Source organism: Pseudomonas karstica, from assembly GCF_009707515.1.
Taxonomy (GTDB): Bacteria; Pseudomonadota; Gammaproteobacteria; order Pseudomonadales; family Pseudomonadaceae; genus Aquipseudomonas; species Aquipseudomonas karstica.
The window spans coordinates 1-24,412 of sequence record NZ_WLYI01000008.1; the positions used below are offsets into that span (position 1 = coordinate 1).

At 58.7% G+C, this 24,412-nt stretch carries 24 protein-coding genes; 10 read left to right on the forward strand and 14 right to left on the reverse strand.

Annotated features, from left to right (window positions below; translation table 11 throughout):
* Positions 1 to 12 precede the first annotated feature (12 nt).
* Positions 13 to 1,212, reverse strand: coding sequence for a tyrosine--tRNA ligase (gene tyrS, locus GIR22_RS07595; RefSeq protein WP_154742742.1), 1,200 nt, complete (start codon positions 1,210 to 1,212; stop codon positions 13 to 15).
* 211 nt (positions 1,213 to 1,423) lie between these two features.
* On the opposite strand from tyrS, the gene GIR22_RS07605 reads away from it, so the two are divergent.
* Positions 1,424 to 2,836 (forward strand): peptidoglycan DD-metalloendopeptidase family protein, encoded by a 1,413-nt coding sequence (locus GIR22_RS07605; protein ID WP_154742743.1) that lies wholly within the window; start codon positions 1,424 to 1,426, stop codon positions 2,834 to 2,836.
* A 2-nt stretch (positions 2,837 to 2,838) separates the two neighbouring features.
* The gene (locus GIR22_RS07610) at positions 2,839 to 3,930 is read left to right on the forward strand and encodes an anhydro-N-acetylmuramic acid kinase (protein ID WP_154742744.1); all 1,092 of its coding nucleotides are present in this window, start codon (positions 2,839 to 2,841) and stop codon (positions 3,928 to 3,930) included.
* 67 nt (positions 3,931 to 3,997) lie between these two features.
* Here the strand turns inward: GIR22_RS07610 and erpA are convergent, their stop codons facing one another.
* Positions 3,998 to 4,348, reverse strand: a complete 351-nt coding sequence (erpA, locus tag GIR22_RS07615; protein WP_003176443.1) for an iron-sulfur cluster insertion protein ErpA — start codon at positions 4,346 to 4,348, stop codon at positions 3,998 to 4,000.
* Positions 4,349 to 4,502: 154 nt separating this feature from the next.
* A complete protein-coding gene (argC, locus tag GIR22_RS07620; protein ID WP_154742745.1) occupies positions 4,503 to 5,537 on the reverse strand; it encodes an N-acetyl-gamma-glutamyl-phosphate reductase in 1,035 nt (344 codons plus the stop codon).
* Between the two features lie 136 nt (positions 5,538 to 5,673).
* Between argC and hemJ the strand changes: the two genes are divergently transcribed.
* The 6 genes from hemJ to coq7 all read left to right on the forward strand — a co-directional run bounded on the left by hemJ (position 5,674) and on the right by coq7 (position 10,187).
* Positions 5,674 to 6,102 carry a protoporphyrinogen oxidase HemJ gene (gene hemJ / locus GIR22_RS07625; RefSeq protein ID WP_154742746.1) on the forward strand — a complete coding sequence of 143 codons (429 nt, stop codon included), beginning with the start codon at positions 5,674 to 5,676 and terminating at the stop codon, positions 6,100 to 6,102.
* 24 nt (positions 6,103 to 6,126) lie between these two features.
* Entirely contained in the window at positions 6,127 to 7,095 is a 969-nt protein-coding gene (locus GIR22_RS07630; protein WP_154742747.1) for an NAD(P)H-dependent flavin oxidoreductase, read from the forward strand.
* An 86-nt stretch (positions 7,096 to 7,181) separates the two neighbouring features.
* Positions 7,182 to 8,147: a DUF805 domain-containing protein gene (locus GIR22_RS07635; RefSeq protein ID WP_154742748.1), complete on the forward strand. Its 966-nt coding sequence runs from the start codon at positions 7,182 to 7,184 to the stop codon at positions 8,145 to 8,147.
* A gap of 63 nt (positions 8,148 to 8,210) precedes the next feature.
* Positions 8,211 to 8,999: an SDR family NAD(P)-dependent oxidoreductase gene (locus GIR22_RS07640; protein WP_154742749.1), complete on the forward strand. Its 789-nt coding sequence runs from the start codon at positions 8,211 to 8,213 to the stop codon at positions 8,997 to 8,999.
* Between the two features lie 84 nt (positions 9,000 to 9,083).
* Entirely contained in the window at positions 9,084 to 9,422 is a 339-nt protein-coding gene (locus tag GIR22_RS07645) for a histidine triad nucleotide-binding protein (protein ID WP_003210943.1), read from the forward strand.
* A gap of 117 nt (positions 9,423 to 9,539) precedes the next feature.
* Entirely contained in the window at positions 9,540 to 10,187 is a 648-nt protein-coding gene (coq7, locus tag GIR22_RS07650; RefSeq protein ID WP_154742751.1) for a 2-polyprenyl-3-methyl-6-methoxy-1,4-benzoquinone monooxygenase, read from the forward strand.
* Positions 10,188 to 10,251: 64 nt separating this feature from the next.
* Here the strand turns inward: coq7 and GIR22_RS07655 are convergent, their stop codons facing one another.
* On the reverse strand, positions 10,252 to 10,674 hold the full coding sequence (locus GIR22_RS07655) for an OsmC family protein (protein WP_003176451.1): 423 nt from the start codon (positions 10,672 to 10,674) through the stop codon (positions 10,252 to 10,254).
* Between the two features lie 253 nt (positions 10,675 to 10,927).
* On the opposite strand from GIR22_RS07655, the gene crp reads away from it, so the two are divergent.
* On the forward strand, positions 10,928 to 11,572 hold the full coding sequence (gene crp / locus GIR22_RS07660; RefSeq protein ID WP_154742752.1) for a cAMP-activated global transcriptional regulator CRP: 645 nt from the start codon (positions 10,928 to 10,930) through the stop codon (positions 11,570 to 11,572).
* Here the strand turns inward: crp and GIR22_RS07665 are convergent.
* From GIR22_RS07665 to GIR22_RS07680, 4 genes are read right to left on the reverse strand one after another with little or no spacing between them, the layout of a single operon-like run.
* Positions 11,569 to 12,264, reverse strand: a complete 696-nt coding sequence (locus tag GIR22_RS07665; protein WP_154742753.1) for a lipoate--protein ligase family protein — start codon at positions 12,262 to 12,264, stop codon at positions 11,569 to 11,571. The genes crp and GIR22_RS07665 overlap by 4 nt on opposite strands.
* A 2-nt stretch (positions 12,265 to 12,266) precedes the next feature.
* Positions 12,267 to 13,103 carry an indole-3-glycerol phosphate synthase TrpC gene (gene trpC, locus GIR22_RS07670; protein WP_154742754.1) on the reverse strand — a complete coding sequence of 279 codons (837 nt, stop codon included), beginning with the start codon at positions 13,101 to 13,103 and terminating at the stop codon, positions 12,267 to 12,269.
* Positions 13,100 to 14,149: an anthranilate phosphoribosyltransferase gene (gene trpD / locus GIR22_RS07675; RefSeq protein ID WP_154742755.1), complete on the reverse strand. Its 1,050-nt coding sequence runs from the start codon at positions 14,147 to 14,149 to the stop codon at positions 13,100 to 13,102. Before trpD ends, trpC begins: the two co-directional genes overlap by 4 nt.
* A gap of 9 nt (positions 14,150 to 14,158) precedes the next feature.
* Positions 14,159 to 14,752: an aminodeoxychorismate/anthranilate synthase component II gene (locus GIR22_RS07680; RefSeq protein WP_154742756.1), complete on the reverse strand. Its 594-nt coding sequence runs from the start codon at positions 14,750 to 14,752 to the stop codon at positions 14,159 to 14,161.
* 422 nt (positions 14,753 to 15,174) lie between these two features.
* Here GIR22_RS07680 and estP point away from each other — a divergent pair, with 422 nt between their 5' ends.
* On the forward strand, positions 15,175 to 17,115 hold the full coding sequence (estP, locus tag GIR22_RS07685; RefSeq protein WP_154742757.1) for an esterase EstP: 1,941 nt from the start codon (positions 15,175 to 15,177) through the stop codon (positions 17,113 to 17,115).
* Between the two features lie 123 nt (positions 17,116 to 17,238).
* Here estP and trpE read toward each other — a convergent pair whose 3' ends face one another.
* The 6 genes from trpE to GIR22_RS07715 all read right to left on the reverse strand — a co-directional run bounded on the left by trpE (position 17,239) and on the right by GIR22_RS07715 (position 24,292).
* On the reverse strand, positions 17,239 to 18,720 hold the full coding sequence (gene trpE, locus GIR22_RS07690) for an anthranilate synthase component I (protein WP_154742758.1): 1,482 nt from the start codon (positions 18,718 to 18,720) through the stop codon (positions 17,239 to 17,241).
* Between the two features lie 68 nt (positions 18,721 to 18,788).
* A complete protein-coding gene (locus tag GIR22_RS07695) occupies positions 18,789 to 19,607 on the reverse strand; it encodes a phosphoglycolate phosphatase (RefSeq protein ID WP_154742759.1) in 819 nt (272 codons plus the stop codon).
* Complete coding sequence (gene rpe / locus GIR22_RS07700; protein WP_154742760.1) at positions 19,604 to 20,278, reverse strand: ribulose-phosphate 3-epimerase; 675 nt, start codon at positions 20,276 to 20,278, stop codon at positions 19,604 to 19,606. Before rpe ends, GIR22_RS07695 begins: the two co-directional genes overlap by 4 nt.
* A gap of 83 nt (positions 20,279 to 20,361) precedes the next feature.
* The gene (locus GIR22_RS07705; protein WP_154742761.1) at positions 20,362 to 21,510 is read right to left on the reverse strand and encodes an iron-containing alcohol dehydrogenase; all 1,149 of its coding nucleotides are present in this window, start codon (positions 21,508 to 21,510) and stop codon (positions 20,362 to 20,364) included.
* Positions 21,511 to 22,206: 696 nt separating this feature from the next.
* Positions 22,207 to 23,031, reverse strand: a complete 825-nt coding sequence (locus GIR22_RS07710) for an ABC transporter permease (protein ID WP_154742762.1) — start codon at positions 23,029 to 23,031, stop codon at positions 22,207 to 22,209.
* A 13-nt stretch (positions 23,032 to 23,044) separates the two neighbouring features.
* Positions 23,045 to 24,292: an ABC transporter permease gene (locus GIR22_RS07715; RefSeq protein WP_154742763.1), complete on the reverse strand. Its 1,248-nt coding sequence runs from the start codon at positions 24,290 to 24,292 to the stop codon at positions 23,045 to 23,047.
* Between the last annotated feature and the right edge of the window lie 120 nt (positions 24,293 to 24,412).

Genomic DNA, 24,412 nt, shown 5'->3' on the forward strand with positions numbered 1-24,412 from the left:
TTAATTTCAGGTTTATTCAGATTTAAGCGTAATGCGCGCAAAAGCCTTCTTTCCTGCCTGACAAACGTGGGTAGCGCCCAGTTGGTATATAAAGGTGCGATCTACCACCTCACCATCTATACGCACACCACCGGAACCCAGGAGGTCGCGCGCCACTGCCGAGTTCTTCACCAGGCCTGCCTTATTAAGGACGGCGGCTATCGGCATTGCCTCTATAGCGCTTAATTCAATCTCTGGCAGATCATCTGGCAGCTCACCTTCTTTCATCCGGTTCCCGGCAGCACGGTGAGCATTGGCCGCGGCCTCCTCACCATGGAAGCGTGCAACAATCTCTTCAGCCAACTTGATCTTGACGTCCCGCGGATTAGCGCCCGCCGCCACATCGGCGCGCAACGCATTGATCTCATCCATCGAACGAAAGCTCAACAGCTCGAAGTAGCGCCACATCAATGCATCAGGAATGGAAACCAGCTTGCCATACATCACGCCCGGCGCTTCCTGGATACCCACATAGTTACCCAGAGACTTGGACATTTTCTTGACGCCATCCAACCCTTCCAGCAACGGCATCGTCAGAATGCACTGAGCCTCTTGCCCGTACGCGCGCTGCAGTTCGCGCCCCATCAGCAGATTGAACTTCTGGTCAGTACCACCCAGCTCAACGTCAGCACGCAAAGCCACGGAGTCATACCCTTGAACCAATGGGTAAAGGAACTCGTGAATAGCGATTGGTTGATTAGTGGAGTAGCGCTTATCGAAGTCATCGCGCTCGAGCATGCGAGCAACGGTGTACTGGGACGTCAGACGAATGAAATCCGCCGGCCCCATCTGATCCATCCAGGTAGAGTTGAAAGCCACCTCGGTCCTGGCTGGATCAAGAATCTTGAAGACTTGGTTTTTGTAGGTCTCTGCGTTGTCGAGAACCTGCTCCCGCGTCAGCGGTGGACGAGTAGCACTCTTACCGCTCGGATCACCGATCATCCCGGTGAAATCACCTATAAGGAAGATCACCTGATGCCCCAGCTCCTGGAACTGGCGCAGCTTATTAATAAGCACCGTATGCCCCAGGTGTAGATCAGGCGCCGTAGGATCGAAGCCGGCCTTAATACGCAGGGGCTGGCCGCGCTTGAGCTTCTCGATCAGCTCAGCTTCGACCAACAATTCTTCCGCACCACGCTTGATCAGCGCTAGCTGCTCTTCAACCGACTTCATAACAGACCCGTAAGGCTCAGATTCAAAAGGGAACCAACCATACAAGATCAGGGACTAATTACAAGTTTTGCCCTACATACGGACACCGTTCAGCCCGCCTAGCATTCGCAAGCTTGCACCACAGATGATTTGGTTATATTTTATACAGTTATTTCATCTTCATCATGTCATTCATCTTTTCCATTTCATTTTTTCAAAGCCAAAATTACTTATGACTACTGAACCGCCTAAAGCGCCACCGCTTTACCCGAAGACTCACTTGCTCGCCGCAAGTGGTATCGCCGCCCTTCTCAGCCTGGCACTGCTGGTATTCCCTTCCAGCGACGTAGAAGCCAAACGAACAACCCTAAGCCTTGACCTGGACAGCTCATCTGAACAACTGACACAAGATCAAGACGCTTCCGACACACCCCAAGCCACAAATGACGTAACCGAATCACCGTTCGCACAAATAGAAAACAGTGTCGACGACTCCAGGAAGGCCGCCCAGGCTGCCTCCTCAGCAGAAACCGCCAAGGACCCTCAGCACCGGGAAGTGGTTGTTGCCAAGGGTGACACCCTTTCAACTTTGTTCGAGAAGGTCGGCTTACCGGCGTCCACTGTTAATGAAGTGCTGTCCAGCGACAAGCAAGCCAAACAATTTACTCAACTCAAGCGCGACCAGAAGCTTGAGTTCGAACTGACGCCCGATGGCCAGCTAAACAAACTGCACAGCAACATCAGCGACATGGAAAGCATTGCGCTGACCAAAGGCGCCAAGGGCTTTACCTTTAAGCGCATTACCACCAAGCCTGTCATTCGCTCGGCCTATGTTCACGGCGTCATCAATAGCTCGTTGTCGCAGTCCGCCGCCCGTGCCGGCCTGCCCCACAGCATGACCATGGACATGGCCAGCGTGTTTGGCTACGACATCGACTTCGCCCAGGATATTCGCCAGGGTGACGAGTTCGATGTGATCTACGAACAAAAAGTCGCCAACGGCAAAGTCGTAGCTACTGGCAACATTCTCTCGGCGCGCTTCACCAACCGCGGCAAAACCTACACCGCCGTGCGCTACACCAACAAGCAAGGCAACAGCAGCTACTACACCGCCGACGGCAACAGTATGCGCAAGGCCTTCATCCGCACCCCCGTTGACTTCGCCCGTATTAGCTCGCGTTTTTCGATGGGTCGCAAGCATCCAATTCTGAACAAAATTCGCGCCCACAAAGGCGTGGACTATGCAGCCCCGCGTGGTACGCCGATCAAAGCAGCGGGTGACGGCAAGGTATTGCTGGCCGGTCGCCGTGGAGGATACGGCAATACGGTGATCATCCAGCACGGTAATACCTACCGCACGCTTTACGGTCACATGCAGGGCTTTGCCAAAGGCGTCAGGACCGGCGGCAACGTCAAGCAGGGTCAGATAATCGGTTATATCGGTACCACCGGCCTGTCTACCGGTCCACATTTGCATTATGAGTTCCAGGTCAATGGTGTACACGTCGACCCGCTGGGGCGAAAGCTGCCAATGGCCGATCCCATCGCCAAGGCAGAGCGCACACGCTTCCTGCAACAGAGCCAACCACTCATGGCACGCATGGATCAGGAACGAGCCACCATGCTGGCTTCGGCGAAGCGCTAAGTATGTCGCTCTATATAGGTGTGATGTCCGGGACCAGTCTGGATGGATTGGACATTGCGCTGATCGAACTGGATCCAGCGATCAAGCTGATCGCCACCCATTACATCCCCATGCCTGACGCCCTGCGCATCGAGCTTTTGGGCCTTTGCGCCAGCGGGCCGGACGAAATAGCCCGCTCAGCCATTGCCCAGCAGCAGTGGGTAACGCTCGCGGCCCAAGGCATTCACGTATTACTCGATCAGCAGAAGCTCAAGCCCCAAGATATCCGAGCGATTGGCAGCCATGGGCAAACCATTCGCCATGAGCCCGCACGGGGGTTCACGGTACAGATCGGCAATCCGGCGATGCTCACGGAACTGACCGGAATAAGCGTCGTCAGCGACTTTCGCAGCCGTGATGTAGCGGCGGGAGGCCAAGGCGCACCGCTGGTTCCGGCCTTTCATGAAGCCCTGTTCGGCGAACACATTGGTAACCGCGCGGTATTGAATGTCGGAGGGTTCAGCAACCTCAGTCTGATTGAGTCCGATAAACCTGTTGCTGGATTCGACTGCGGCCCGGGTAACGTGCTGCTGGATGCCTGGATTCACCAACAGCGCGGTGAGAGCTTTGATCGAAATGGCCAGTGGGCCGCCAGCGGACAGGTTGAGCCAACATTGCTCAACGCCTTACTCGGCGATCCGTTCTTCCTGACCCAAGGTCCAAAAAGCACCGGCCGCGAAGTCTTCAACCTGGGTTGGCTGGAGCATCACCTGAGCCGGTTGCCAGGATTCCTCGCCCAGAACGTGCAAGCCACGCTGCTGGAGCTGACCGTACACACCATCGTCGAAGCCCTGAAAGCCTCTCAGCCCCGGACCGAAACCCTGCTGGTCTGCGGTGGAGGCGCCCACAACGCCGCCTTGATGAGTCGTCTGAGCGCCCTATTGCCGACTACCCAAGTCAGTACCACCACCCGCCACGGAGTAGACCCGGACTGGGTCGAAGCCATGGCCTTCGCCTGGCTGGCCCACTGCTGCCTTGAAGGTATCGCTGCCAATCGCCCCAGTGTCACAGGCGCCCGCGGGCTTCGAGTACTCGGAGCAATCTACCCCGCGTAAACCTCAGACAGCAAAACGCCGCTTGGCCCTATCAAGGTCAAGCGGCGCTTTGCAAACCTGCCGACAATCAGATCGAGAATGAAGACCCGCAACCACAGGTTGTGGTCGCATTCGGGTTCTTGATCACGAAGCGCGAACCTTCCAGACCTTCCTGGTAATCCACCTCGGCTCCTGCCAGGTACTGGAAACTCATCGGATCCACGACCAAGCTTACGCCCTCGCGCTCCACGATAGTGTCGTCATCGGCCACATCTTCATCGAAGGTGAAACCGTACTGAAACCCTGAACAACCGCCGCCCGTAACAAATACGCGCAGCTTCAAGCGATCATTACCCTCTTCATCGACCAGGCTCTTCACCTTGTGCGCAGCACCATGGGTGAATTGCAAAGCCGTGGGGGTGAAGGATTCAACGCTCATGCTGATAATCTCCCGGCGTAGCGCCGCCATATTGCGTAATGGTCGGCATTATCCGCTTCTCCTAGAAAAGCGGTCAACTATTAAGGGCGCAGCGGCAAGTTTCAAGCTGTCAGCTCCAGGATTGCGGCTGACAACTTGAAGCTCATAGCTACGTTCAGGGCAGCATGCCCGCATGGGACAAGCCCAGTTTTTCATCCAGGCCAAAGAGGATGTTCAGGTTCTGTACCGCTTGGCCAGATGCACCTTTGACCAGGTTATCGATCACCGACAGTACCACCACCAGATCACCATCCTGCGGACGATGCACAGCAATCCGGCACACGTTGGCACCACGCACGCTACGGGTTTCCGGGTGGCTGCCCGCTGGCATCACATCGACAAAGGGCTCGTTGGCATAGCGCTTTTCGAACAGCGCCTGCAGATCCACCGAGCGATCTGCAACGGTGGCGTACAACGTGGAGTGGATCCCGCGGATCATTGGCGTGAGGTGCGGTACGAAGGTCAGCCCAACGTCCTTGCCAGCGGCGCGACGCAGCCCTTGGCGAATTTCTGGCAAATGACGATGCCCCTTGACTGCATAGGCCTTCATGCTTTCCGATGTCTCGGAGTACAAGGAACCAACCGCCGCACCACGACCCGCACCACTGACGCCCGACTTGCAGTCAGCGATCAGACGCGAAGTATCCGCCAGCCCTGCCTCCAGCAGCGGCAGGAAGCCCAACTGCGTCGCCGTCGGATAGCAGCCAGGTACTGCGATCAGGCGCGCTTGCCTGATATGCTCACGATTGACTTCCGGCAAGCCATAAACCGCTTCCTCCAGCAACTCTGGAGCACCGTGAGGTTGCCCGTACCACTTGGCCCACTCATCGGCGTCCTGCAGACGAAAGTCTGCCGACAGGTCGATCACCTTGGTACCGGCGTCCAGCAACTCACCCGCCAAGGCATGGGCAACACCATGAGGCGTGGCGAAGAACACCACGTCGCAAGCGCCCAAGGCCTTGATGTCCGGAACAGAGAAGGCCAGGCCATCGTAGTGGCCGCGCAGGTTCGGGTACATATCGGCAACAGCCAGGCCAGCCTCGGATCGAGAGGTGATGACCACCACCTCAGTTTGCGGATGCTGAGCCAACAGACGCAACAATTCGACACCGGTGTAACCCGTGCCGCCGACGATACCGACCTTGACCATAAACCTGCCCTCAACGAACCCACTGGAAAGCCGTCGATAATAGGGGCCGCGCCGCCCTGCGACAACCATCAAGGTGACGTGCGGGCACCCTGGGCACTACTATCTTCAACTACCGTGAACCTGGGAATAACTAAAAATGCTTTATCTATGGGTCAAAGTCTTTCATATCGTCAGCATCGTCTGCTGGTTTGCCGGCTTGTTCTACCTGCCGCGCCTGTTCGTCTACCACGCACAAAGCGAGGACACCGTCAGCAAAGAACGCTTCAGCATCATGGAGCGCAAGCTGTATCGCGGCATCATGGGGCCGGCCATGATCGCCACGCTGGTCTTTGGGATCTGGCTGATCAGCCTCAACCCCGGCGTGTTCAGTCAGGGAGCCTGGATGCATGCGAAGCTGACCCTCGTGGTCATTCTGATCGGCTACCACCATATGTGCGGCGCTCAGGTGAAACGTTTTGCCCGTGGCGAAAACACCCGCAGCCATGTCTTTTATCGCTGGTTCAATGAAGTACCGGTTCTGATATTGCTGGCAATCGTAATTTTGGTTGTTGTCAAACCGTTCTAACACCTATTACTCGGGGTACTTCCAATGTCGCTGCCCGCTCTGCTTGAACAACGTCTGCGCCTGCCCGTGGTGGCTGCGCCGATGTTTCTGATTTCCAACCCGCAACTGGTCCTGGCGTGCTGCGGCAATGGAATAGTCGGCAGTTTCCCCGCCCTCAACCAGCGGGAAAGCAGCGGTTTCAAAGCCTGGCTGGAAGAAATCGAAGCGGGCCTGGCGCTGCTGGACAACCCCGCGCCCTACGCGGTCAACCTGATCGTGCACAACAGCAACCCACGCCTGGAGGCGGATCTGGCGATTTGCGTCGAGCATAAGGTACCGATTGTCATCACCAGCCTGGGGGCAGTGAAAGAACTGGTCGATGCCGTGCACAGCTACGGCGGCCTGGTCTTTCACGACGTCACCACGAGGCGCCATGCCGAGAAAGCCGCAGAGGCCGGTGTCGATGGATTGATCGCTGTAGCCGCTGGCGCTGGTGGCCATGCCGGCACCTGGAGCCCGTTTTCATTGATTGCCGAAATTCGTCAGTTTTTCGACAAGACCCTGTTGCTGGCCGGTTGCCTGAACCACGGTCACGAAATCCTCGCCGCGCAACTGCTCGGTGCAGACTTGGCGTATTTCGGTACCCGTTTTATCGGCACCACGGAAAGTCACGCCCCCGACGCCTATAAAGAGATGCTGCTCACATCGCGCGCCGCCGACATCGTGCACACTCCCGCCGTTTCGGGCGTACCCGCAAGCTTCATGCGCCAGAGCCTGGAAAATGCCGGTTTCGACCTCCCCACCCTGCAAGGCAAAGGTGAAGTCAATTTCGGCTCCAAGCTCAAGCCCTTGAGTGATGAAGCCAAAGCCTGGAAAACCGTATGGTCGGCCGGCCAAGGCGTCGGTGAGATTAATGATTTACCCAGTGTCGAGGAGCTTGTTGCCCGCCTGGATGCCGAATACCGCAAGGCGCTGGCGCACGCAGCGCAATTGCCCAAACACTGGCCTCGCTGAATAAGCAGTGACGTGTGGCCTGCCAATCAAGGCAGGCCTTACACTCCCTGCAATACCTACCCAATTCAAGTGACAAGGATGCCCGCATGAGCGACAACCGTTTCAAGATTGTATTTGAAGGCGCCTTGCTGCCGGGTGTCGAAGCCTCCACGGCGAAACTAAACCTCGCCGACCTGTTCAAAAGCGACGTCGAGGCGATCGAGAAGCTGTTTACCGGACGCCCCGTTGCCCTCAAGCGTGACCTGACCCACTCCAGCGCCCAAACCTACCTTGAAGCGCTGACCAAGACAGGCATAGATGCCCGTATCGAAGCCGAACAGCCAGTAGCCTTCAGCCTGGCCGAGACACACGAAGCCCCATCCGCCAGCGCCACAGACTACACCCGCCCGACGGCCTCCCCTTACGCGCCACCCCGTGCTGGCGTCGGTGAAAACCTGCCCGAATTTTCCACCCTGAAGGTTTTCACCGTTAATGGGCGAATTGGCCGACTGCGTTTCCTGGCCTGGATGCTGGTACTGACCATGGCAATGCTCGCCGTCACCAGCGTGGTTTTTACCGTCGGGCTGGGCATCGCTGCCGTGTCGCCAACGATTGCAACCATCATTGGAGCTCTGGTCGGTATCGCGGTATTCGTGGCTTTTATCTGGGTCAGCATACTGATCACGGTACAGCGCCTGCATGACCTGGGTTGGTCCGGCTGGCTGTGGTTCCTCAACCTGGTACCGTTCGTGGGCAGCGTTTTCCCGATTCTATTAATGGTGCTGCCGGGCAACACCGGCGCTAACCAGTACGGCCCGCCGCCGCCGTCCAACAGCACATCAGTCAAAGTGCTATCCGTGCTGTGGCTGGCACTGATTCCATTACTACTCAGCGTTTTTTTGGTCTCCGGCCTGACCGGCATGCTGGATAACCTTGAAAGCAACGTGGATAGCAGCTATGAAAGCAGCTCCATGACCTACGATGAGAACGCCGGCCAGGGCGTTATCGCTGGCGAAGAAGAGGTTCAAAGTGCTAGCGATGCGGCCGAACCTGTAGACTCTCCGGAAGAATGAAGAAACGCCGAACGCCTGTGATGCCTCTGTCGCAGGCTCGGTGGTGTTGCGATGGAGAAACGCATGACCCGTTACGCTCTGATCACCGGTGCCTCCAGCGGCATCGGCCTGGCCCTGGCTGAAGCATTGGCCCGTCGCGGCCGCAGCTTGATTCTGGTGGCTCGCCAGCGTGATCAGTTGGAAAGCATTGCCATCGAATTGACCCAGCGCTTTGGCGTCGAGGTACTGTTTCGCGCCTGTGATCTCGGCGAGCCTCTTCGGCTTTCCGGGTTTCTGCTGGAGCTGGAAGAGGGAGAGCGGCACATCGACCTGCTGATCAACTGCGCAGGCATCGGCACCAGCGGCCCTTTTCTCGCACAAGACTGGATGACCGAACAGGACCTGATGGAAGTAAACATCCTGGCACTCACCCGCCTGTGCCATGCCGTTGGCAACTCAATGGCACTGCAGGGCGGCGGGCAGATTCTCAACGTTGCCTCGGTCGCCGCTTTCCAGCCCGGCCCATGGATGAGCACCTACTACGCCAGCAAGGCCTATGTGTTGCATTTCTCCGAAGGGTTGCGCGAAGAACTGAAGAGCTGCGCAATAAAAGTCTCGGTACTCTGTCCTGGCCCGACCCGCACTGCTTTCTTCGGCACCGCACAAATGGACACCGCCAAGCTGGACCGCAGCCAACAGCTGATGAGCCCGCAAGAAGTCGCCCTCTACGCCGTACGCGCCCTGGAAAAGAACAAAGCCATCATCATTCCAGGCCGCCGTAATCGCTGGCTGGCGTTCAGTCCGCGATTGAGCCCACGCTGGTTGACCCGCAAGATCGCTGGCGCCATCAACAAGGCCTACTCCTCGCGCTGACCCCTACAGACATACGCAAAGGGCTAGGCGCACACAGATCGCCTGAGTACACTCAGCCTGCACTTTCACTACGGAGAAACAGCTGTGGATACTCTGTTCACCAAGATCATCAACAGAGAAATACCCGCGAAGATCATCTACGAGGATGACCAGGTCCTGGCATTCCACGATATCGCGCCAATGGCACCCGTGCACTTTCTCGTGATCCCGAAAAAGCCGATCCGCACCCTCAACGACCTCACCGAGGAAGACAAGGCGCTGGCTGGACATATACTGTTCACCGCCCAGCGCCTGGCGGTGGAACAAGGCTGTGAAAAGGGCTTTCGCGTGGTGATGAACTGCAATGAAGATGGCGGCCAGACCGTTTACCACATTCATATGCATGTACTGGGTCAGCGCCAGATGAACTGGCCACCGGGCTGAATGAAGCACCGCACGAGGTCGTAGCCACAAGCTGCGACCTTATGAGCATGCCCCAACGCAAACCTTCCTCCACCGATTGCGGTAAACTGGCCGCTGAGATTCTTCCCGGAGGTCAGCATGACTACCCAACGTCACTACTCGCCAATTGACCGTCTATTGCTGCAAGCCGATACGGCCATACGCACGTTGTTGCCGTTCAGCGGCCAGCCGTATCGCCCATCGCCCGCTATCACGCAACCCGACGTACAGATGAGCGAGACCGACACCCGCCACGTCGCCGGCCTGATGCGCATCAACCATACCGGCGAAGTCTGTGCCCAGGCGCTGTACCAAGGCCAGGCCCTGACGGCCAAGCTGCCGCAAGTACGTGCCGCCATGGAGCACGCCGCCGAGGAAGAAATCGACCACCTTGCCTGGTGTGAGCAACGCATACGCCAGTTGGGCAGCCACCCCAGCGTACTGAATCCGTTATTTTATGGTATGTCGTTTGGCATTGGCGCCGTGGCCGGGTTGGTCAGCGACAAAGTCAGCCTTGGGTTTGTGGCGGCCACCGAACATCAAGTATGTAAACACCTGAATGAGCATTTGGAACAATTGCCGGCCGAAGACGAAAAATCCCGGGCAATTCTTGAGCAGATGCGTATTGATGAAGAACTTCATGCACAAAGCGCGCTGGATGCGGGCGGCTTCCGTTTCCCCGCGCCAGTGAAGCTTGGTATGAGCCTGTTGGCCAAGGTCATGACCAAGAGCACTTACCGCATCTGATCGAGCCTACAGAAAGCCAAAAGGGCGCTATCTAAGCGCCCTTTCTTTTTGCCTGATCTATCGATCAACCCAACTCAATGATCTCGTAATCATGAGTAATGGCTACACCCGCCGCCCCCAACATGATCGAGGCCGAGCAGTACTTCTCTGCCGACAACTCGATGGCACGCTTGACCTGAGCCTCTTTCAGCCCACGCCCCTTGACCACAAAATGCATATGGATCTTGGTAAAAACCTTGGGATCTTCGGTGGCGCGCTCAGCTTCCAGGAAGGCTTCGCAGCTTTCCACCGCCTGGCGGGACTTTTTCAGGATGCTGACCACATCGAAATTGCTGCAACCCCCTACACCAAGCAGAAGCATTTCCATAGGCCGTACACCCAGGTTGCGACCACCGGCTTCGGGCGGTCCGTCCATGACCACAACATGGCCACTGCCCGACTCACCGAGGAACATGGCTTCGCCCGCCCATTGGATGCGTGCCTTCATCGCCCAGACTCCACTGCTAAAAAAGGGTCGCCAGCTTAGCACATGGCCTTGGAGCCCCAGCGCCCCTGCGTGAAAGCGCCCAACCTTAGGGCTTGATAGATAAATTCTCTGATCGAGGCAGAATGTGTCTGTTAAGCTGGCGCCAAATCACTGGCGCTTTTTTTCCATCCATTTGATGACGTCGCGCAGCCGTTGATAGTGCTGCTCACAAAACAAGCTCAACCACACCGTGCAGTCTTTTCGGGATACAACCATGGTTGCTATTACTCCCACATCCAAGATCAAGAACCTCGACAAACTATTGATGCATTGTCAGCGTCGGCGCTACCCGGTCAAACACAACATCATTTGCGCCGGCGAGCGCTCCGAAACCCTGTTTTTCATTATCAAAGGCTCCGTCACCATCTTGATCGAGGATGAAGATGGCCGCGAAATGATCATCGCCTACCTTAATACTGGCGATTTCTTCGGTGAGCTGGGGCTATTTGAGCAATCGGGGAAAGAACAGGAACGCAGCGCTTGGGTACGCGCCAAGATCGAGTGTGAAGTCGCCGAGATCAGCTATACGAAATTTCGTGAACTGGCCCAGGAAGACCCTGACATTCTGTACTCCTTGAGCGGCCAGATCGCCCAGCGTCTGAGAGACACCACTCGCAAGGTGGGGGACCTGGCGTTCTTCGATGTCACCGGACGGGTGGCTCGTTGCTTGCTGGAACTGTGCAAGCAACCGGACGCCATGACCCATCCAGACGGTATGCAAATCAAGGTCACTCGCCAGGAAATCGGGCGCATCGTTGGCTGTTCACGGGAGATGGTCGGTCGGGTCCTCAAGGACCTGGAAGAGCGTAGCCTGGTTCATGTCAAAGGCAAGACCATGGTGGTCTTCGGTACCCGTTAAACCGCAAGGAAGCCAGCAAGCATCTGGCGATACAACACATCAAGCCGGCCTATCGCGTCCGGCGCAGGGAAAGCTTCATGCAGGGCGATATGGCTTTCAGCGCGAACCCGCTGTTCAAGGCCACAGGCCTCATTGAAGCGATTGACCGCCGCGATCAACTCGACCCGTTCGTCATCCAGCAACAATGCGCCATGCACCAACCCTACCGGGCGCCCACCACTCTGGCGCCAACGCTGGGCGGTGCCGACCATTTTTCGGCCATTGAGGTTGACGTTGTAGCGACCGTCGCAGAACGCGCCGTCGATCTCTCCCACGGACGCATCGCCGCCCAATTCCGTGAGCAGGTCACAGATGGGTTGGCACAGACGCCGATAGCCAGTTTCAATCCGCCCCTGATCGCCTTCACTGCGCGGCGGTGCGTAGACCAGCGCAATATTGACGGTGGCCGCGGATTGCGGCACTGGCTCACCGCCGGTTTCCCGCAGTAGCACCGGCCAACCCTGATCAGCCGAAACCTGGCTGGCCACGTCAAAAGCCGGGAGCCGGCTCAGACGACGAGGCATGACCAGCGCTCGATCACTGGGTTGCCAGAACAGCAGGCCGAAAGGTTGCTCGCCCGCGCAAACGGCGGCGAGCAAATCCTGCTCGGCCGAAAGGCCAGCTTCGACCGTCAAGGAAACGGGCTGGGCCATCATCAATCCAGTGTCGATCCAGTCACCGGCACACCACGTTCCGGGAAGAACAGACGCTGCAGTTCAGCCCCTGGGTTCTCCGCACGCATGAACGTTTCGCCCACCAGGAACGAATACACGCCGCTGATTTCCATCAGTTCCACATCAGCCCGGTTAACGATGCCACTTTCAGTGATCACCAGACGGTCGCGGGGAATACGCGGCAACAGGTCGAGGGTGTTTTCCAGGCTGACTTCAAAGGTATGCAGGTTACGGTTGTTAACCCCCACCAATGGTGTGTCGAGGATTTTCAGTGCGCGCTCCAGCTCATCACCGTCATGCACTTCCACCAACACATCAAGACCGACGCTTTTGGCGACGGCGGCCAACTCGGCCATTTTCACGTCATCCAGGGCGGAGACGATCAGCAGCACGCAATCGGCACCCAAGGCACGCGCTTCAACGATCTGGTACGGATCGACCATGAAGTCCTTGCGGATCACCGGCAGTTGGCACGCGGAGCGGGCCTGTTGCAGGTAAAGGTCGGAGCCCTGGAAGTAGTCGATGTCGGTCAGTACCGAAAGGCAGGTCGCTCCGCCCTTCTCATAGCTGACGGCAATCTCTGCCGGCACGAAGTTCTCGCGGATCACACCTTTGCTCGGCGAAGCCTTTTTGACTTCCGCGATGACTGCGGGTTGCTTGAGCTTGGCTTGGGCAATCAAGGCATTGGCAAAGCCGCGTGGTGCATCTGCGTTTTTCGCCAGGCCTTCCAGCTCGCCCAGGCTGATACGGCCACGGCGCTCGGCCACTTCCTCGGCTTTGCGGGCCAGGATTTTTTCCAGAACGGTAGGCACACTCATCCTTCATTCTCCATCTTGAATACAGCGGTGAATGCTCCCAGCTCTTCGAGCTTCTCGCGAGCCAGCCCCGTGTGCAAAGCATCGTGGGCCAAGGCGACACCCTCCTTAAGGCTAGAGGCGTGATCGGCAGCGTAAAGTGCCGCGCCAGCATTCAGAACGATCATCTCTGCAGCCTTTTGGCCGTTCTCGGTTTTACGTCGCCCCAGGGCATCGCGAATCAACTCAAGAGAAGCCGCCGGGCTTTCCACCGCCAAGCCGTGCAAGCTCTGGCTCTTCATTCCCAGGTCTTCCGGCTCGACCCAGTACTCGGTGACCTGATCATTCTTCAACTCCGCCACGAAGGTCGGCGCCGCCAGGCTGAACTCGTCCAGGCCGTCTTTGGAATGCACCACCAATACATGCTTGCTGCCCATGCGCTGTAGGACTTCGACCAATGGCCGGCACAAAGCCTGGCTGAACACACCCACTACCTGATGCTTCACACCGGCCGGATTCGTAAGCGGGCCGAGCATGTTGAACAGGGTACGCAGGCCCAGGTCCTTGCGCGGGCCCGCGGCGTACTTCATTGCACCATGATGGGATTGGGCAAACATGAAACCGATGCCGACGTTATCGATACAGCGGGCCACCTGCACTGGAGTCAGGTTCAGGTAGATACCCGCCGCCTCCAGCAAGTCGGCACTGCCGCTGTTGCCAGACACCGCGCGGTTGCCATGCTTGGCCACCGTGCAGCCAGCAGCGGCCACAACAAACGATGAAGCCGTCGACACGTTGAAAATATTCGCCCCATCGCCGCCAGTACCGACCACATCGACCACACCGTCGAGGGTCTTGAGTTCAACCTTGTCCGCCAACTCGCGCATCACCGAGACTGCGCCGACGATTTCGTCGATGCTCTCACTTTTCATACGCATGGCCATCATGAACGCACCAATCTGCGCATCCGTGCATTGACCGGTCATGATTTCGCGCATCACATCGCTCATCTCATCGGTGCTCAGGTCGAGATGGCCGACGATACGGCTCAGGGCAGTCTTGATATCCATGGAGAGTCCTTAGCGCGTGCCGCCGCTCTGTTTAAGAAAGTTGGCGAACAGCTCGTAACCCTGCTCGGTCAGAATCGATTCAGGGTGGAACTGCACCCCTTCGACATTCAATGTCTTGTGTCGCAAGCCCATGATTTCGTCAACGGAGCCGTCTTCGAACTGGGTCCAGGCCGTCAGCTCCAGGCATTCGGGCAGGGTTTCACGCTTGACCACCAGCGAGTGATAACGGGTGACCGTCACCGGCAGGTTCAAGCCATGGAACACGCCTTGATCATTATGGAACACCGGGCTGGTCTTGCCGTGCATCACCTGGCGGGCGCGAACCACGTCGCCGCCAAACGCTTGGCCGATGGACTGATGGCCCAGGCACACGCCGAGAATCGGCAGTTTGCCGGCAAAGTACTGGATGGCTTCCAGCGACACGCCCGCTTCGGTCGGAGTGCAGGGCCCCGGGGAGACGACGATGCGTTCCGGGTTCAACGCGGCGATTTGCGCCACGGTCAATTCGTCGTTGCGCACGACCTTGACCTCGGCACCGAGTTCGCCCAGGTATTGCACAACGTTGTAGGTAAAGGAGTCATAGTTATCGATCATCAGCAACATGCGGATTACAACCTCTTGAATTCACTGACTTCAAATGACGGCCTTCCAAGGGATTACCCGCTGCCAGACGCACGTTCCGGTTGCCGGAGTGAACCGGCAAGGGGCGTCAAACAGAAGGTGAAGAAGGCAAATCGGTACAAGTCCGGCCAGGCCGGCAAAGAAAAGTTAGGCGCGCCAACGCCAACGGGCGTGTGCCTTGACTACTCGCATCAAGAGTTTGCTGATGATCAACACAGGGAGGGTCTCATTTATACGTTTAGGCACAGTAACGTAGCCTCGCCAGCGGTGCAATATGGAGCAGCAAATACGGGAAAACGCCCCACAGGGTATTTGCCGTCAAAAGCTATTTCCTTTGAAGAAAACCAGAAATACTTTGCTAAGGTTTTCCTGCCAATACAAAAAATAATTAAATGGACAACCTTATGCCCAGACCACCGCTTCTTGCACCGCTTGCCGGCTGTCTATTGTCACTGGCGTGCAGCCAGGCCTTTGCGGCGCCGTCACCCTATTCAACCATGGTGGTTTTCGGCGACAGCCTGGCCGATGCCGGCCAATTCCCTGACCCCGGTGGTCCCGCCGGCGCCTCGTTGCGTTTTACCAACCGCAGCGGGCCAACTTACCTGGGCAACGGGACAGAAAATTTCGCCCTGGTCTCATCCACATTATTGGGGTCAAAACTGGGTGTTGCCGCCAACGACTTGAACGCCTCCACGTCTCCTGTCCGTGCCGCCCAAGGCTTGCCGGACGGCAACAACTGGGCAGTGGGTGGCTACCGCACCGATAACATCCTCGACTCCATCACCTCGGTCTCCAACACCGCTATCCCGCCCGGCAACCCCGGCGGTGGCACCGTGCTGCGCAGTCGCCAGGGTTATCTGCCCGCGAACGCCGGACGGGCCGATCCTAATGCGCTGTACTTCCTTTCCGGTGGCGGCAATGACTTCCTCCAGGGCGTCGTCCAAAGCCCGGCCCAAGCCGTCGCTGCCGGCGGGCGCCTGGCCGATAGCGCCCAAGTCCTGCAACAAGCCGGCGCACGCTACATCATGGTCTGGATGCTGCCCGACCTGGGGCTGACCCCGGCCATCAATGGCACCCCGGCGCAAGCGGCGAGCAGCGCCCTGAGCAACATCTTCAATCAAGCTCTGGTGCAACGCTTATCGCAGATCGACGCTCAGGTGATCCCGCTAAACATACCGTTGCTGCTCAACGAAACCTTCGCCGACCCTGGCCGCTTTGGCCTGGCCACCGGACAGAACCTCACCGGGACGTGTTTCAGCGGCAACGGCTGCACCGCAAACCCCATCTACGGCATCGGCGGCACCCAGCCCGACCCCACCAAGCTGATCTACAACGATTCAGTCCACCCCACCGAAGCCGGGCAACGGTTGATTGCCGACTATGCCTATTCGCTGTTGGCCGCTCCCTGGGAAGTGACCCTGCTACCAGAAATGGCCCAGGGCACCTTGCGCGCCCATCAGGATGAACTGCGCAACCAATGGCAAGCCGACGCGGGTAACTGGCAGGCCGTGGGTCAATGGCGGGCGATTGTCGCCGGAGGCGGTCAGCGTCTGGATTTTGACGATCAAAGCAGCTCAGCCAAGGGCGATGGCAACGGCTACAACTTGAACATCGGTGGCAGCTATCGACTGAACGAAGCGTGGCGCGTCGGCGTCGCGGTGGGCTTCTACCGTCAAACCCTTGAAGCAGGCGCCAGCGATTCGGACTACAAGCTCAACAACTATATGGGCACCGCATTCACCCAATATCAGCAAAACCACTGGTGGGCCGACGCAGCGTTGACCGGCGGTAAGCTGGACTTCGACAACCTCAAGCGCAAGTTCGCCCTGGGCGTCAGCGAAGGCTCGGAAAAAGGCGATACCGATGGCTGGCTGTGGGCCTTGAGCGGCCGCGTGGGGTACGACATTGCTCAGCCAGGCAGCGAGTGGCACTTGTCGCCATTCATCAGTGCCGATTACTCGCGGATTGAGGTCAATGGTTACTCAGAGAAAAACAGCCGCTCCACCTCGCTGACGTTTGACGACCAGCAGCGCGACTCCAAGCGTCTTGGCCTGGGCCTCCAAGGCAGCTACCGCGTGGCTCCACACACCCAGGTGTTTGGCGAAGTGGCCCACGAACATGAATTTGAAAACGATACGCAGCGGGTGAACATCGCCCTCAACAGCGTACCCGGGATTGATTTCAAACTGGATGGGTACACCCCGCGCAGTAACTCAGACCGCCTGAGCCTGGGGGTCAGCCACAAGTTGACGAAGGAGTTGGCGCTGAACGCCGCCTACAACATAAGGAAGGATGACAGCTTGACCCAACAAGGGGTCAGTGTAGGCGTGAGCCTGGACTTCTAAGTCAAACCTGTAGGAGCGAGCTTGCTCGCGAAGAACATCAACGATAACGCGCTCATTCAGGATGAGCGCATCGTCCATGAGTTTTTCGCGAGCAAACTCGCTCCTACAGGTGGGTAATGGTTTTTAGTCCTGGGGCGTTTGCTCGGCCAGTGCAACAGCGCGGAACATGGCGCGGCGCTTGTTCAGGGTTTCCTCCCACTCCAGGACCGGCACCGAGTCAGCCACAATCCCGCCACCCGCCTGCACGTGCAACTCGCCGTCCTTGATCACTGCGGTGCGGATCGCAATCGCCGTGTCCATATTGCCGTTCCAGGCGAAATAACCCACGGCGCCGCCGTAGACACCGCGCTTGACCGGCTCCAGTTCGTCGATGATTTCCATCGCACGAATCTTCGGCGCCCCCGACAACGTGCCCGCCGGCAAGATGGCCCGCAACGCATCCATTGATGTCAGCCCAGCCTTCAGTTCACCGGTGACGTTGGAGACGATATGCATCACGTTGGAATAACGCTCGATGACCATCTTCTCGGTGAGTTTCACCGAACCGATTTCCGATACACGCCCGGTGTCATTACGCCCCAGGTCGATCAGCATCAAGTGCTCGGCGATTTCCTTGTCATCGGACAGCAGGTCTTGCTCCAGCGCCAGGTCGGCCTCTTCGGTCGCGCCACGAGGCCGGGTACCGGCAATCGGGCGCACGGTGATCAGGTTGTCTTCGACCCGCACCAGCACTTCCGGCGAACTGCCCACGACGTGGAAGTCGCCAAAGTTGAAGAAGTACATGTACGGCGTCGGGTTGAAGCAACGCAGCGCCCGGTACAGGTCGATGGGTGCAGCCTTGAAGTCGATGGACATGCGTTGCGACGGCACCACCTGCATACAGTCACCGGCGAGGATGTATTCCTTGATGCTGTCCACGGCGCGCTCGTAGTCATCCTGGGTAAAGCTGGAACGGAACACCGGGTCGGCGGCCGGCGGCCGGCTGAGATCCAGGCCACGGCGCGGGGTGATCGGCTGGCGCAGTTTTTCCAGCAAGGCTTCCAGGCTGGCCTGGCCTTGCTCGAACGCGCCTTCCTGGGAAGGATCGGCCAGGACAATCGCGTGCATCTTGCCCGCGAGGTTGTCGAACACCACCACCGCGTCGGAAACCATCAGCAGAATATCCGGCACGCCCAGTGGGTCCGGGTTCGGGCATTTACCCAGGCGTTTTTCCACATAACGCACGCAGTCGTAACCGAAGTAACCCACCAGGCCGCCGTTGAAGCGCGGCAAACCAGTGATGGTTGGCACGTTGTAGCGCGCCTTGAATGCCTCGACGAACGCCAGCGGGTCTTCCACATCGTGGCTTTCGATCTCGACGCCGTCACAGGTGATACTGATGTGATGGTCGTGAACACGCAGTACCGTACGGCACGGCAGGCCGATGATCGAGTAGCGGCCCCACTTCTCACCGCCCTGCACCGACTCCAGCAGATAGGAGTTGGGCTCGTCGGCCAGTTTCAGGTAGATCGACAGCGGCGTGTCGAAGTCGGCCAGGGTTTCGCAGGCCATGGGGATACGGTTGTAGCCGGCAGCGGCCAAACGCAGGAATTCTTCGCGGATCATGAGGTGCCTCGTGGTGTGAGGGTCTAACGGTCAGGTGTGCAAACGTGCCGCAGCGCGGCCAGGATCAGTCAGGCGCGCCAACGCCAGCGGGCCAGGGCCTTGATGACTTTCATCCAGAGTTTGCGAGTGACTACCACGATGGAGTTTCCAGAAGGGGGAGGAACAGCGTCGGCCAACGTTATCTCAGCGCCCGCTCCCAAGCAACCGGGGATTAGCCGGCGCAGGTCATCAATCACCAGCTCCGGGGACTCCTCGGCAATCGGCCGGCCATGGTTGTAGCCGTAACTCAGGGCCACGCACTTGACCCCCGCCGCTTTAGCCGCCAGTACATCACTGCGCGAGTCGCCGACAAACAGCGACTGGGAAGCCGGGATATTGGCCATTTTCATCACAAAAAACAGAGCGGCCGGGTCGGGCTTCTTCTGCGGCAAAGTATCGCCACCAATGATCCAGCGAAAATAACGACCCATTTTCATTTGATCCAGCAGTGGCGCGACGAAACGCTCCGGCTTGTTAGTGATCAAGGCCATTTCCACGCCCTGCTTGTGCAGCCACTTCAGGGTATCGCGCACGCCGGGGTAGACCACCGTCAGCTCGTGGCCATGCTCATAGGCGGCATTGAACAACGCCAGCCCATGCTCGGCCTCGACCTCATCCACGCCTTCAGCGTCGATATGGTTGGCCAAGGCCCGGCGCACCAACATTTGCACACCGTTGCCGACCCACTCGCGCACCGACTCGATACCCGCCGGCGGGCGCCCGAGCTTGAGCAGCATCTGGTCCACAGCAGCGGCCAGGTCCGGGACAGAATCGATCAAGGTACCGTCCAGATCGAACATCACCAACCGTGGCAATTTGCCGGGGAACAACTGCTCAAAACCGCTCATGGCCGCGCCAGCGCCAGTTCTGCATGCATCCTGGCGATCACTTCCCGGTAGTCCGGCGCATTGAAAATCGCCGAACCGGCAACGAATGTGTCAGCCCCGGCGGCAGCGATTTCACGGATGTTGTTGACGTTGACGCCGCCGTCGATCTCCAGGCGAATATCACGACCCGAAGCATCAATCAGCGCACGGGCCTCACGCAGCTTGTCGAGAGTACCTGGAATGAACTTCTGCCCGCCAAAACCCGGGTTGACGCTCATCAACAGGATCATGTCGACCTTGTCCATCACGTACTTGAGCACATCCAGCGGAGTGGCCGGGTTGAACACCAGGCCGGCCTTGCAGCCGCCTTCGCGGATCAGTTGCAGGGAACGATCGACGTGCAGCGTGGCTTCCGGGTGGAAGGTGATGTAGGTCGCACCGGCTTCGATAAAGTCGCCAACGATGCGGTCCACCGGGCTGACCATCAGGTGCGCGTCGATGGGTGCGGTCACGCCGTACTTGCGCAACGCGGCACAGACCATCGGACCAATGGTCAGGTTCGGCACGTAGTGATTGTCCATGACATCGAAGTGAACAAAGTCGGCACCGGCGGCCAGCACGTTGTCCACTTCCTCGCCCAGGCGGGCGAAGTCGGCGGAGAGAATCGATGGAGCAATGACGAAGGGCTGCATGACGCACCTTTTTGAGCTAAATCACGATGGCGCGCATTGTATACCTCATGCTTTGTCGCGCGCACCGTGACCTCGCTCAATGGTTAGTAGGCGGCTCGGTAGATTTTCTCGATATCCATGGCACTGAGCGCACGCGGGTTGTTGCGCATCAGACGCTCGATCCCCGCAGCTTCTATGGCCATGGCCGCAATGGCGTCTTCGGGAACCCCGAAACTGCGCAGGCCTGACGGGATCTCCACCGCGGCACACAGTCGCGTCATGGCCTCGACCGCCTGGTCGGCAGCATCCACGGCGCTCAGCCCCGTGATATTGACGCCCATGGCCTGGGCAATATCCTGCATACGCTCGACACAGGCCAGCTTGTTCCAGTGCATCACATAAGGCAGCAGCAAGGCATTGCTGACCCCATGGGCAATCCCGAACCGCCCGCCCAGCGGATACGCCAGGGCATGCACCGCCCCCACGCCGGCATTCCCAAAAGCCATGCCGGCCATCAGGCTGGCGGTGGCCATGTCATCACGGGCCTGCAAGTTGGCCGGGTTGGCATAGGCCTTGGGCAGCGCCTTGGCAATCAACTTGATGGCGCCGATGGCCAGGGCGTCGGTGATCGGTGAGGCATTGAGGGATAGGTAGGATTCGATGGCGTGCACCAGGGCATCGACGCCACTGGCGGCAGTGACGCCGCGGGGGCAGGTCAAGGTCATCTGTGGACTGATCAATGCCACGTCCGGCAGCAGGTAATCGCTGACGATGCCTTTTTTCAATTGCGCGGTCTTATCCGAAAGGATCGCCACATTGGTTACCTCCGAACCAGTGCCGGCGGTGGTGGGGATGGCAATCAGCGGCGGCCCTTTGCGCGGCACCTGGTCGACGCCGAACAGGTCCGCCAGGGCGCCATGGTAGCCGGCGTAGGCGGCAACGCTTTTGGCGATGTCGATGGCACTGCCGCCGCCCACGCCGATCAAGCCGTCATGCCCACCTTCGCGGTAAACCCGCATGCAATCTTCGACGATCGAGATTTCCGGGTCGGGCAGCACGCGATCGAAGATCTCGTAGGGCCGCTCGCCCAACTGCGCCAGCGCCAGCGCCACCGTGCCGGACTTGACCAGTGCCGCGTCGGTAACAATCAGCGGGTTGTCGACATCCAGCCGCGTCAGCTCGGCAGCCAATTGCTCGATGGCACCAAAGCCTGTGAGCAGTTTGTGGGCGATCTTGAATGAGGAAGTACTCATGTGCGCGGCCTCTTATGGGGGTTGTGGGCTGGCACAAGAATAGCTGGAGATTGAGGGTTGCCTGCCATTCAGGAACTGAATGGTAGGGCGGTGCAATAACCGCTGGCGCAGCCTGCGATCGGCTGCGCAGCAGTCGCCTGGGCCTTGAAATGGCTGAAGGTCCTTCGGCCCTTATCGCAGCCTCGTGCCTCGACAGCGGCTACAAAGACCGCGCCGACCTCCTGTAGCCGCTGGCGCAGCCTGCGATCGGCTGCGCAGCAGTCGTTTGGGCCTTGAAATTGTTGAAGGTCCTTCGGCCCTTATCGCAGCCTCGTGCCTCGACAGCGGCTACAAAGACCGCGCCGATCTCCTGTAGCCGCTGGCGCAGCCTGCGATCGGCTGCGCAGCAGTCGCCTGGGCCTTGAAATGGCTGAAGGTCCTTCGGCCCTTATCGCAGCCTCGTACCTCGACAGCGGCTACAAAGACCGCGCCGATCTCCTGTAGCCGCTAGCGCAGCCTGCGATCGGCTGCGCAGCAGTCGTTTGGGCCTTGAAATGGCTGAAGGTCCTTCGGCCCTTATCGCAGCCTCGTGCCTCGACAGCGGCTACAAAGACCACGCCGATCTCCTGTAGCCGCTGGCGCAGCCTGCGATCGGCTGCGCAGCAGTCGTCTGGGCCTTGAAATGGCTAACCTCCATGGTTGACTGGGTCACCGTCGTTAGACTTGAGCGGTGCGCAACTTCTCGCTGCGCCCGCGTAACCACTCCAGGGTCAACAACAGCACCACCGAGAATGCAATCAACAAGGTCGCCGCCGCCGCAATCGTCGGGCTGAGGTTCTCGCGGATGCCGCTGAACATCTGCCGGGGCAAGGTCGCCTGTTCGGGACCTGCAAGAAACAGCGTTACCACCACCTCATCGAACGAAGTGGCGAAGGCAAACAACGCGCCAGAGATCACTCCCGGCGCAATCAACGGCAAGGTCACCCGCCGAAACGCCGTCAATGGCGATGCCCCGAGGCTGGCCGCCGCCCGCACCAGGTTATGGTTGAAGCCCTGTAGCGTGGCCGACACGGTAATGATTACGAAGGGCACGCCCAGCACCGCGTGTACCACGATCAACGAGAAGAAACTGTTGCCCAGGCCCAGCGGTGCGAAAAACAGGTAGCTGGCCACGCCGATAATCACCACCGGTACCACCATCGGCGAAATCACCAGGGCCATCACCAGCGCCTTGCCGGGGAAATGCCCGCGGGTCAGGCCGATCGCCGCCAGCGTGCCGAAGATCATGGCGAGCACGGTTGCTGCCGGGGCGACGATGATGCTGTTACGCAGTGCTCGCATCCACTCCGCCGAAGCGAAGAAGTCCTGATACCAGTGCAACGAGAACCCTTGCAAGGGGTACACCAGGAAGCTGCCGGAGTTGAACGACAGCGGAATGATCACCAGCACCGGCAGGATCAGGAACAACAGGACCAAGCCGCAGAAAATCCGCAGGCTGTAGAACCAGATCCGCTCAATGGGGGACATGTAAGGGCTCAGCATCGCAAAGTGCTCCTCAGCTCAAACGCAGGCGGCTGGCGCCCACCAGCCAGTTGTAGATCAGGTACAGCACCACGGTCGCCAGCAGCAGCAAGCCGCCCAATGCCGTGGCCATTCCCCAGTTGATGCTGGTGTTGGTATAGAACGCGACGAAGTAGCTGACCATCTGATCGCTCGGGCTGCCCAGCAACGCTGGCGTGATGTAGTAACCAATTGCCAGAATGAACACCAGCAGGCAGCCGGCGCCTACGCCCGCATAGGTTTGCGGGAAGTACACTCGCCAGAAACTGGCAAACGGGTGACACCCCAGGGAAATCGCCGCCCGCATGTAGGTCGGTGAAATGCCTTTCATCACGCTGTAGATCGGCAGAATCATGAATGGCAGCAGGATATGCACCATGGAGATGTAGACCCCAAGCCGGTTGAACACCAACTCCACGGGTTTATCGATCAAACCCATGCCCATCAGCGCACTGTTGATCAGCCCTCCGGACTGCAGCAACACAATCCACGCCGCAACGCGCACCAGCACCGACGTCCAGAACGGCAATAACACCAAGATCATCAACAGGTTGCTTTGCCGGGCCGGCAAGTTCGCCAGCAGGTAGGCCAAGGGATAGGCCAGCAGCAAGCAACACACGGTGATCACCAGGCCCATCCAGAATGTGCGAGCAAAGATATCCAGGTAGATCGCCTGGTCTGGGGTCGTCGGTGCCAGTTCGCCGAGGTCGTCGATACGGTGGTCGACGGCCGCCAGCAAGTAATAAGACGTCAGGCTGCTGGTATTGCGGCGAATCACCTGCCAGTACGCCGGGTCGCCCCAACGCTCGTCGAGGTTTTCCAGCGCTTCTTTATAAGAGGCGGGCGTTTCATTGAACGGTAGCGCCCGCGCGGTTTTGGTCAGCAGGCTGCGATAGCCGGCCAGTTCCATGTTCAAGCGTTTGGACAAATCACCCAGGGTCTGGTTTTTTCGCGCTTCACCCAGGTCCTCGCTGAGTGCCTGATAGACAGGCTCACCGGGCAACCCGCGCCCGTCCCAGGCGGTCACCGCCACTACCGTGCGCGGCAGGCCACCCACCACTTCCGGATTACCGACGCTCTTGTAAAGCAGCGCGACGATGGGCACCACAAACACCAGCACCAAGAACAGCACCAGCGGCGCGATCAAGGCCTGGGCCTTCCAGCGATTGAGCCGCTCGGCACGGGCCAGGCGCTGTTTCAAGGTGAGGCTGGTGACCTCGTTCGAGGGAACGGCGATGGCCATGGTTAACTCCGCAGTTAAAAGGTAACACCTCCCCTGTAGGAGCGAGCTTGCTCGCGAAAAACCTGAGAGCGCCGCGTCAAACCAGACAAGCTGCGTTTTCGTTAACGCTCTTCGCGAGCA

What these genes read in the sequence shown, in the direction of transcription:
- tyrS (WP_154742742.1), bottom strand. Translation starts at nt 1,212, where the DNA reads ATGAAGTCGGTTGAAGAGCAGCTAGCGCTGATCAAGCGTGGTGCGGAA.
- GIR22_RS07605 (WP_154742743.1), top strand. Translation starts at nt 1,424, where the DNA reads ATGACTACTGAACCGCCTAAAGCGCCACCGCTTTACCCGAAGACTCAC.
- GIR22_RS07610 (WP_154742744.1), top strand. Translation starts at nt 2,839, where the DNA reads ATGTCGCTCTATATAGGTGTGATGTCCGGGACCAGTCTGGATGGATTG.
- erpA (WP_003176443.1), bottom strand. Translation starts at nt 4,348, where the DNA reads ATGAGCGTTGAATCCTTCACCCCCACGGCTTTGCAATTCACCCATGGT.
- argC (WP_154742745.1), bottom strand. Translation starts at nt 5,537, where the DNA reads ATGGTCAAGGTCGGTATCGTCGGCGGCACGGGTTACACCGGTGTCGAA.
- hemJ (WP_154742746.1), top strand. Translation starts at nt 5,674, where the DNA reads ATGCTTTATCTATGGGTCAAAGTCTTTCATATCGTCAGCATCGTCTGC.
- GIR22_RS07630 (WP_154742747.1), top strand. Translation starts at nt 6,127, where the DNA reads ATGTCGCTGCCCGCTCTGCTTGAACAACGTCTGCGCCTGCCCGTGGTG.
- GIR22_RS07635 (WP_154742748.1), top strand. Translation starts at nt 7,182, where the DNA reads ATGAGCGACAACCGTTTCAAGATTGTATTTGAAGGCGCCTTGCTGCCG.
- GIR22_RS07640 (WP_154742749.1), top strand. Translation starts at nt 8,211, where the DNA reads ATGACCCGTTACGCTCTGATCACCGGTGCCTCCAGCGGCATCGGCCTG.
- coq7 (WP_154742751.1), top strand. Translation starts at nt 9,540, where the DNA reads ATGACTACCCAACGTCACTACTCGCCAATTGACCGTCTATTGCTGCAA.
- GIR22_RS07655 (WP_003176451.1), bottom strand. Translation starts at nt 10,674, where the DNA reads ATGAAGGCACGCATCCAATGGGCGGGCGAAGCCATGTTCCTCGGTGAG.
- crp (WP_154742752.1), top strand. Translation starts at nt 10,928, where the DNA reads ATGGTTGCTATTACTCCCACATCCAAGATCAAGAACCTCGACAAACTA.
- GIR22_RS07665 (WP_154742753.1), bottom strand. Translation starts at nt 12,264, where the DNA reads ATGGCCCAGCCCGTTTCCTTGACGGTCGAAGCTGGCCTTTCGGCCGAG.
- trpC (WP_154742754.1), bottom strand. Translation starts at nt 13,103, where the DNA reads ATGAGTGTGCCTACCGTTCTGGAAAAAATCCTGGCCCGCAAAGCCGAG.
- trpD (WP_154742755.1), bottom strand. Translation starts at nt 14,149, where the DNA reads ATGGATATCAAGACTGCCCTGAGCCGTATCGTCGGCCATCTCGACCTG.
- GIR22_RS07680 (WP_154742756.1), bottom strand. Translation starts at nt 14,752, where the DNA reads ATGTTGCTGATGATCGATAACTATGACTCCTTTACCTACAACGTTGTG.
- estP (WP_154742757.1), top strand. Translation starts at nt 15,175, where the DNA reads ATGCCCAGACCACCGCTTCTTGCACCGCTTGCCGGCTGTCTATTGTCA.
- trpE (WP_154742758.1), bottom strand. Translation starts at nt 18,720, where the DNA reads ATGATCCGCGAAGAATTCCTGCGTTTGGCCGCTGCCGGCTACAACCGT.
- GIR22_RS07695 (WP_154742759.1), bottom strand. Translation starts at nt 19,607, where the DNA reads ATGAGCGGTTTTGAGCAGTTGTTCCCCGGCAAATTGCCACGGTTGGTG.
- rpe (WP_154742760.1), bottom strand. Translation starts at nt 20,278, where the DNA reads ATGCAGCCCTTCGTCATTGCTCCATCGATTCTCTCCGCCGACTTCGCC.
- GIR22_RS07705 (WP_154742761.1), bottom strand. Translation starts at nt 21,510, where the DNA reads ATGAGTACTTCCTCATTCAAGATCGCCCACAAACTGCTCACAGGCTTT.
- GIR22_RS07710 (WP_154742762.1), bottom strand. Translation starts at nt 23,031, where the DNA reads ATGCTGAGCCCTTACATGTCCCCCATTGAGCGGATCTGGTTCTACAGC.
- GIR22_RS07715 (WP_154742763.1), bottom strand. Translation starts at nt 24,292, where the DNA reads ATGGCCATCGCCGTTCCCTCGAACGAGGTCACCAGCCTCACCTTGAAA.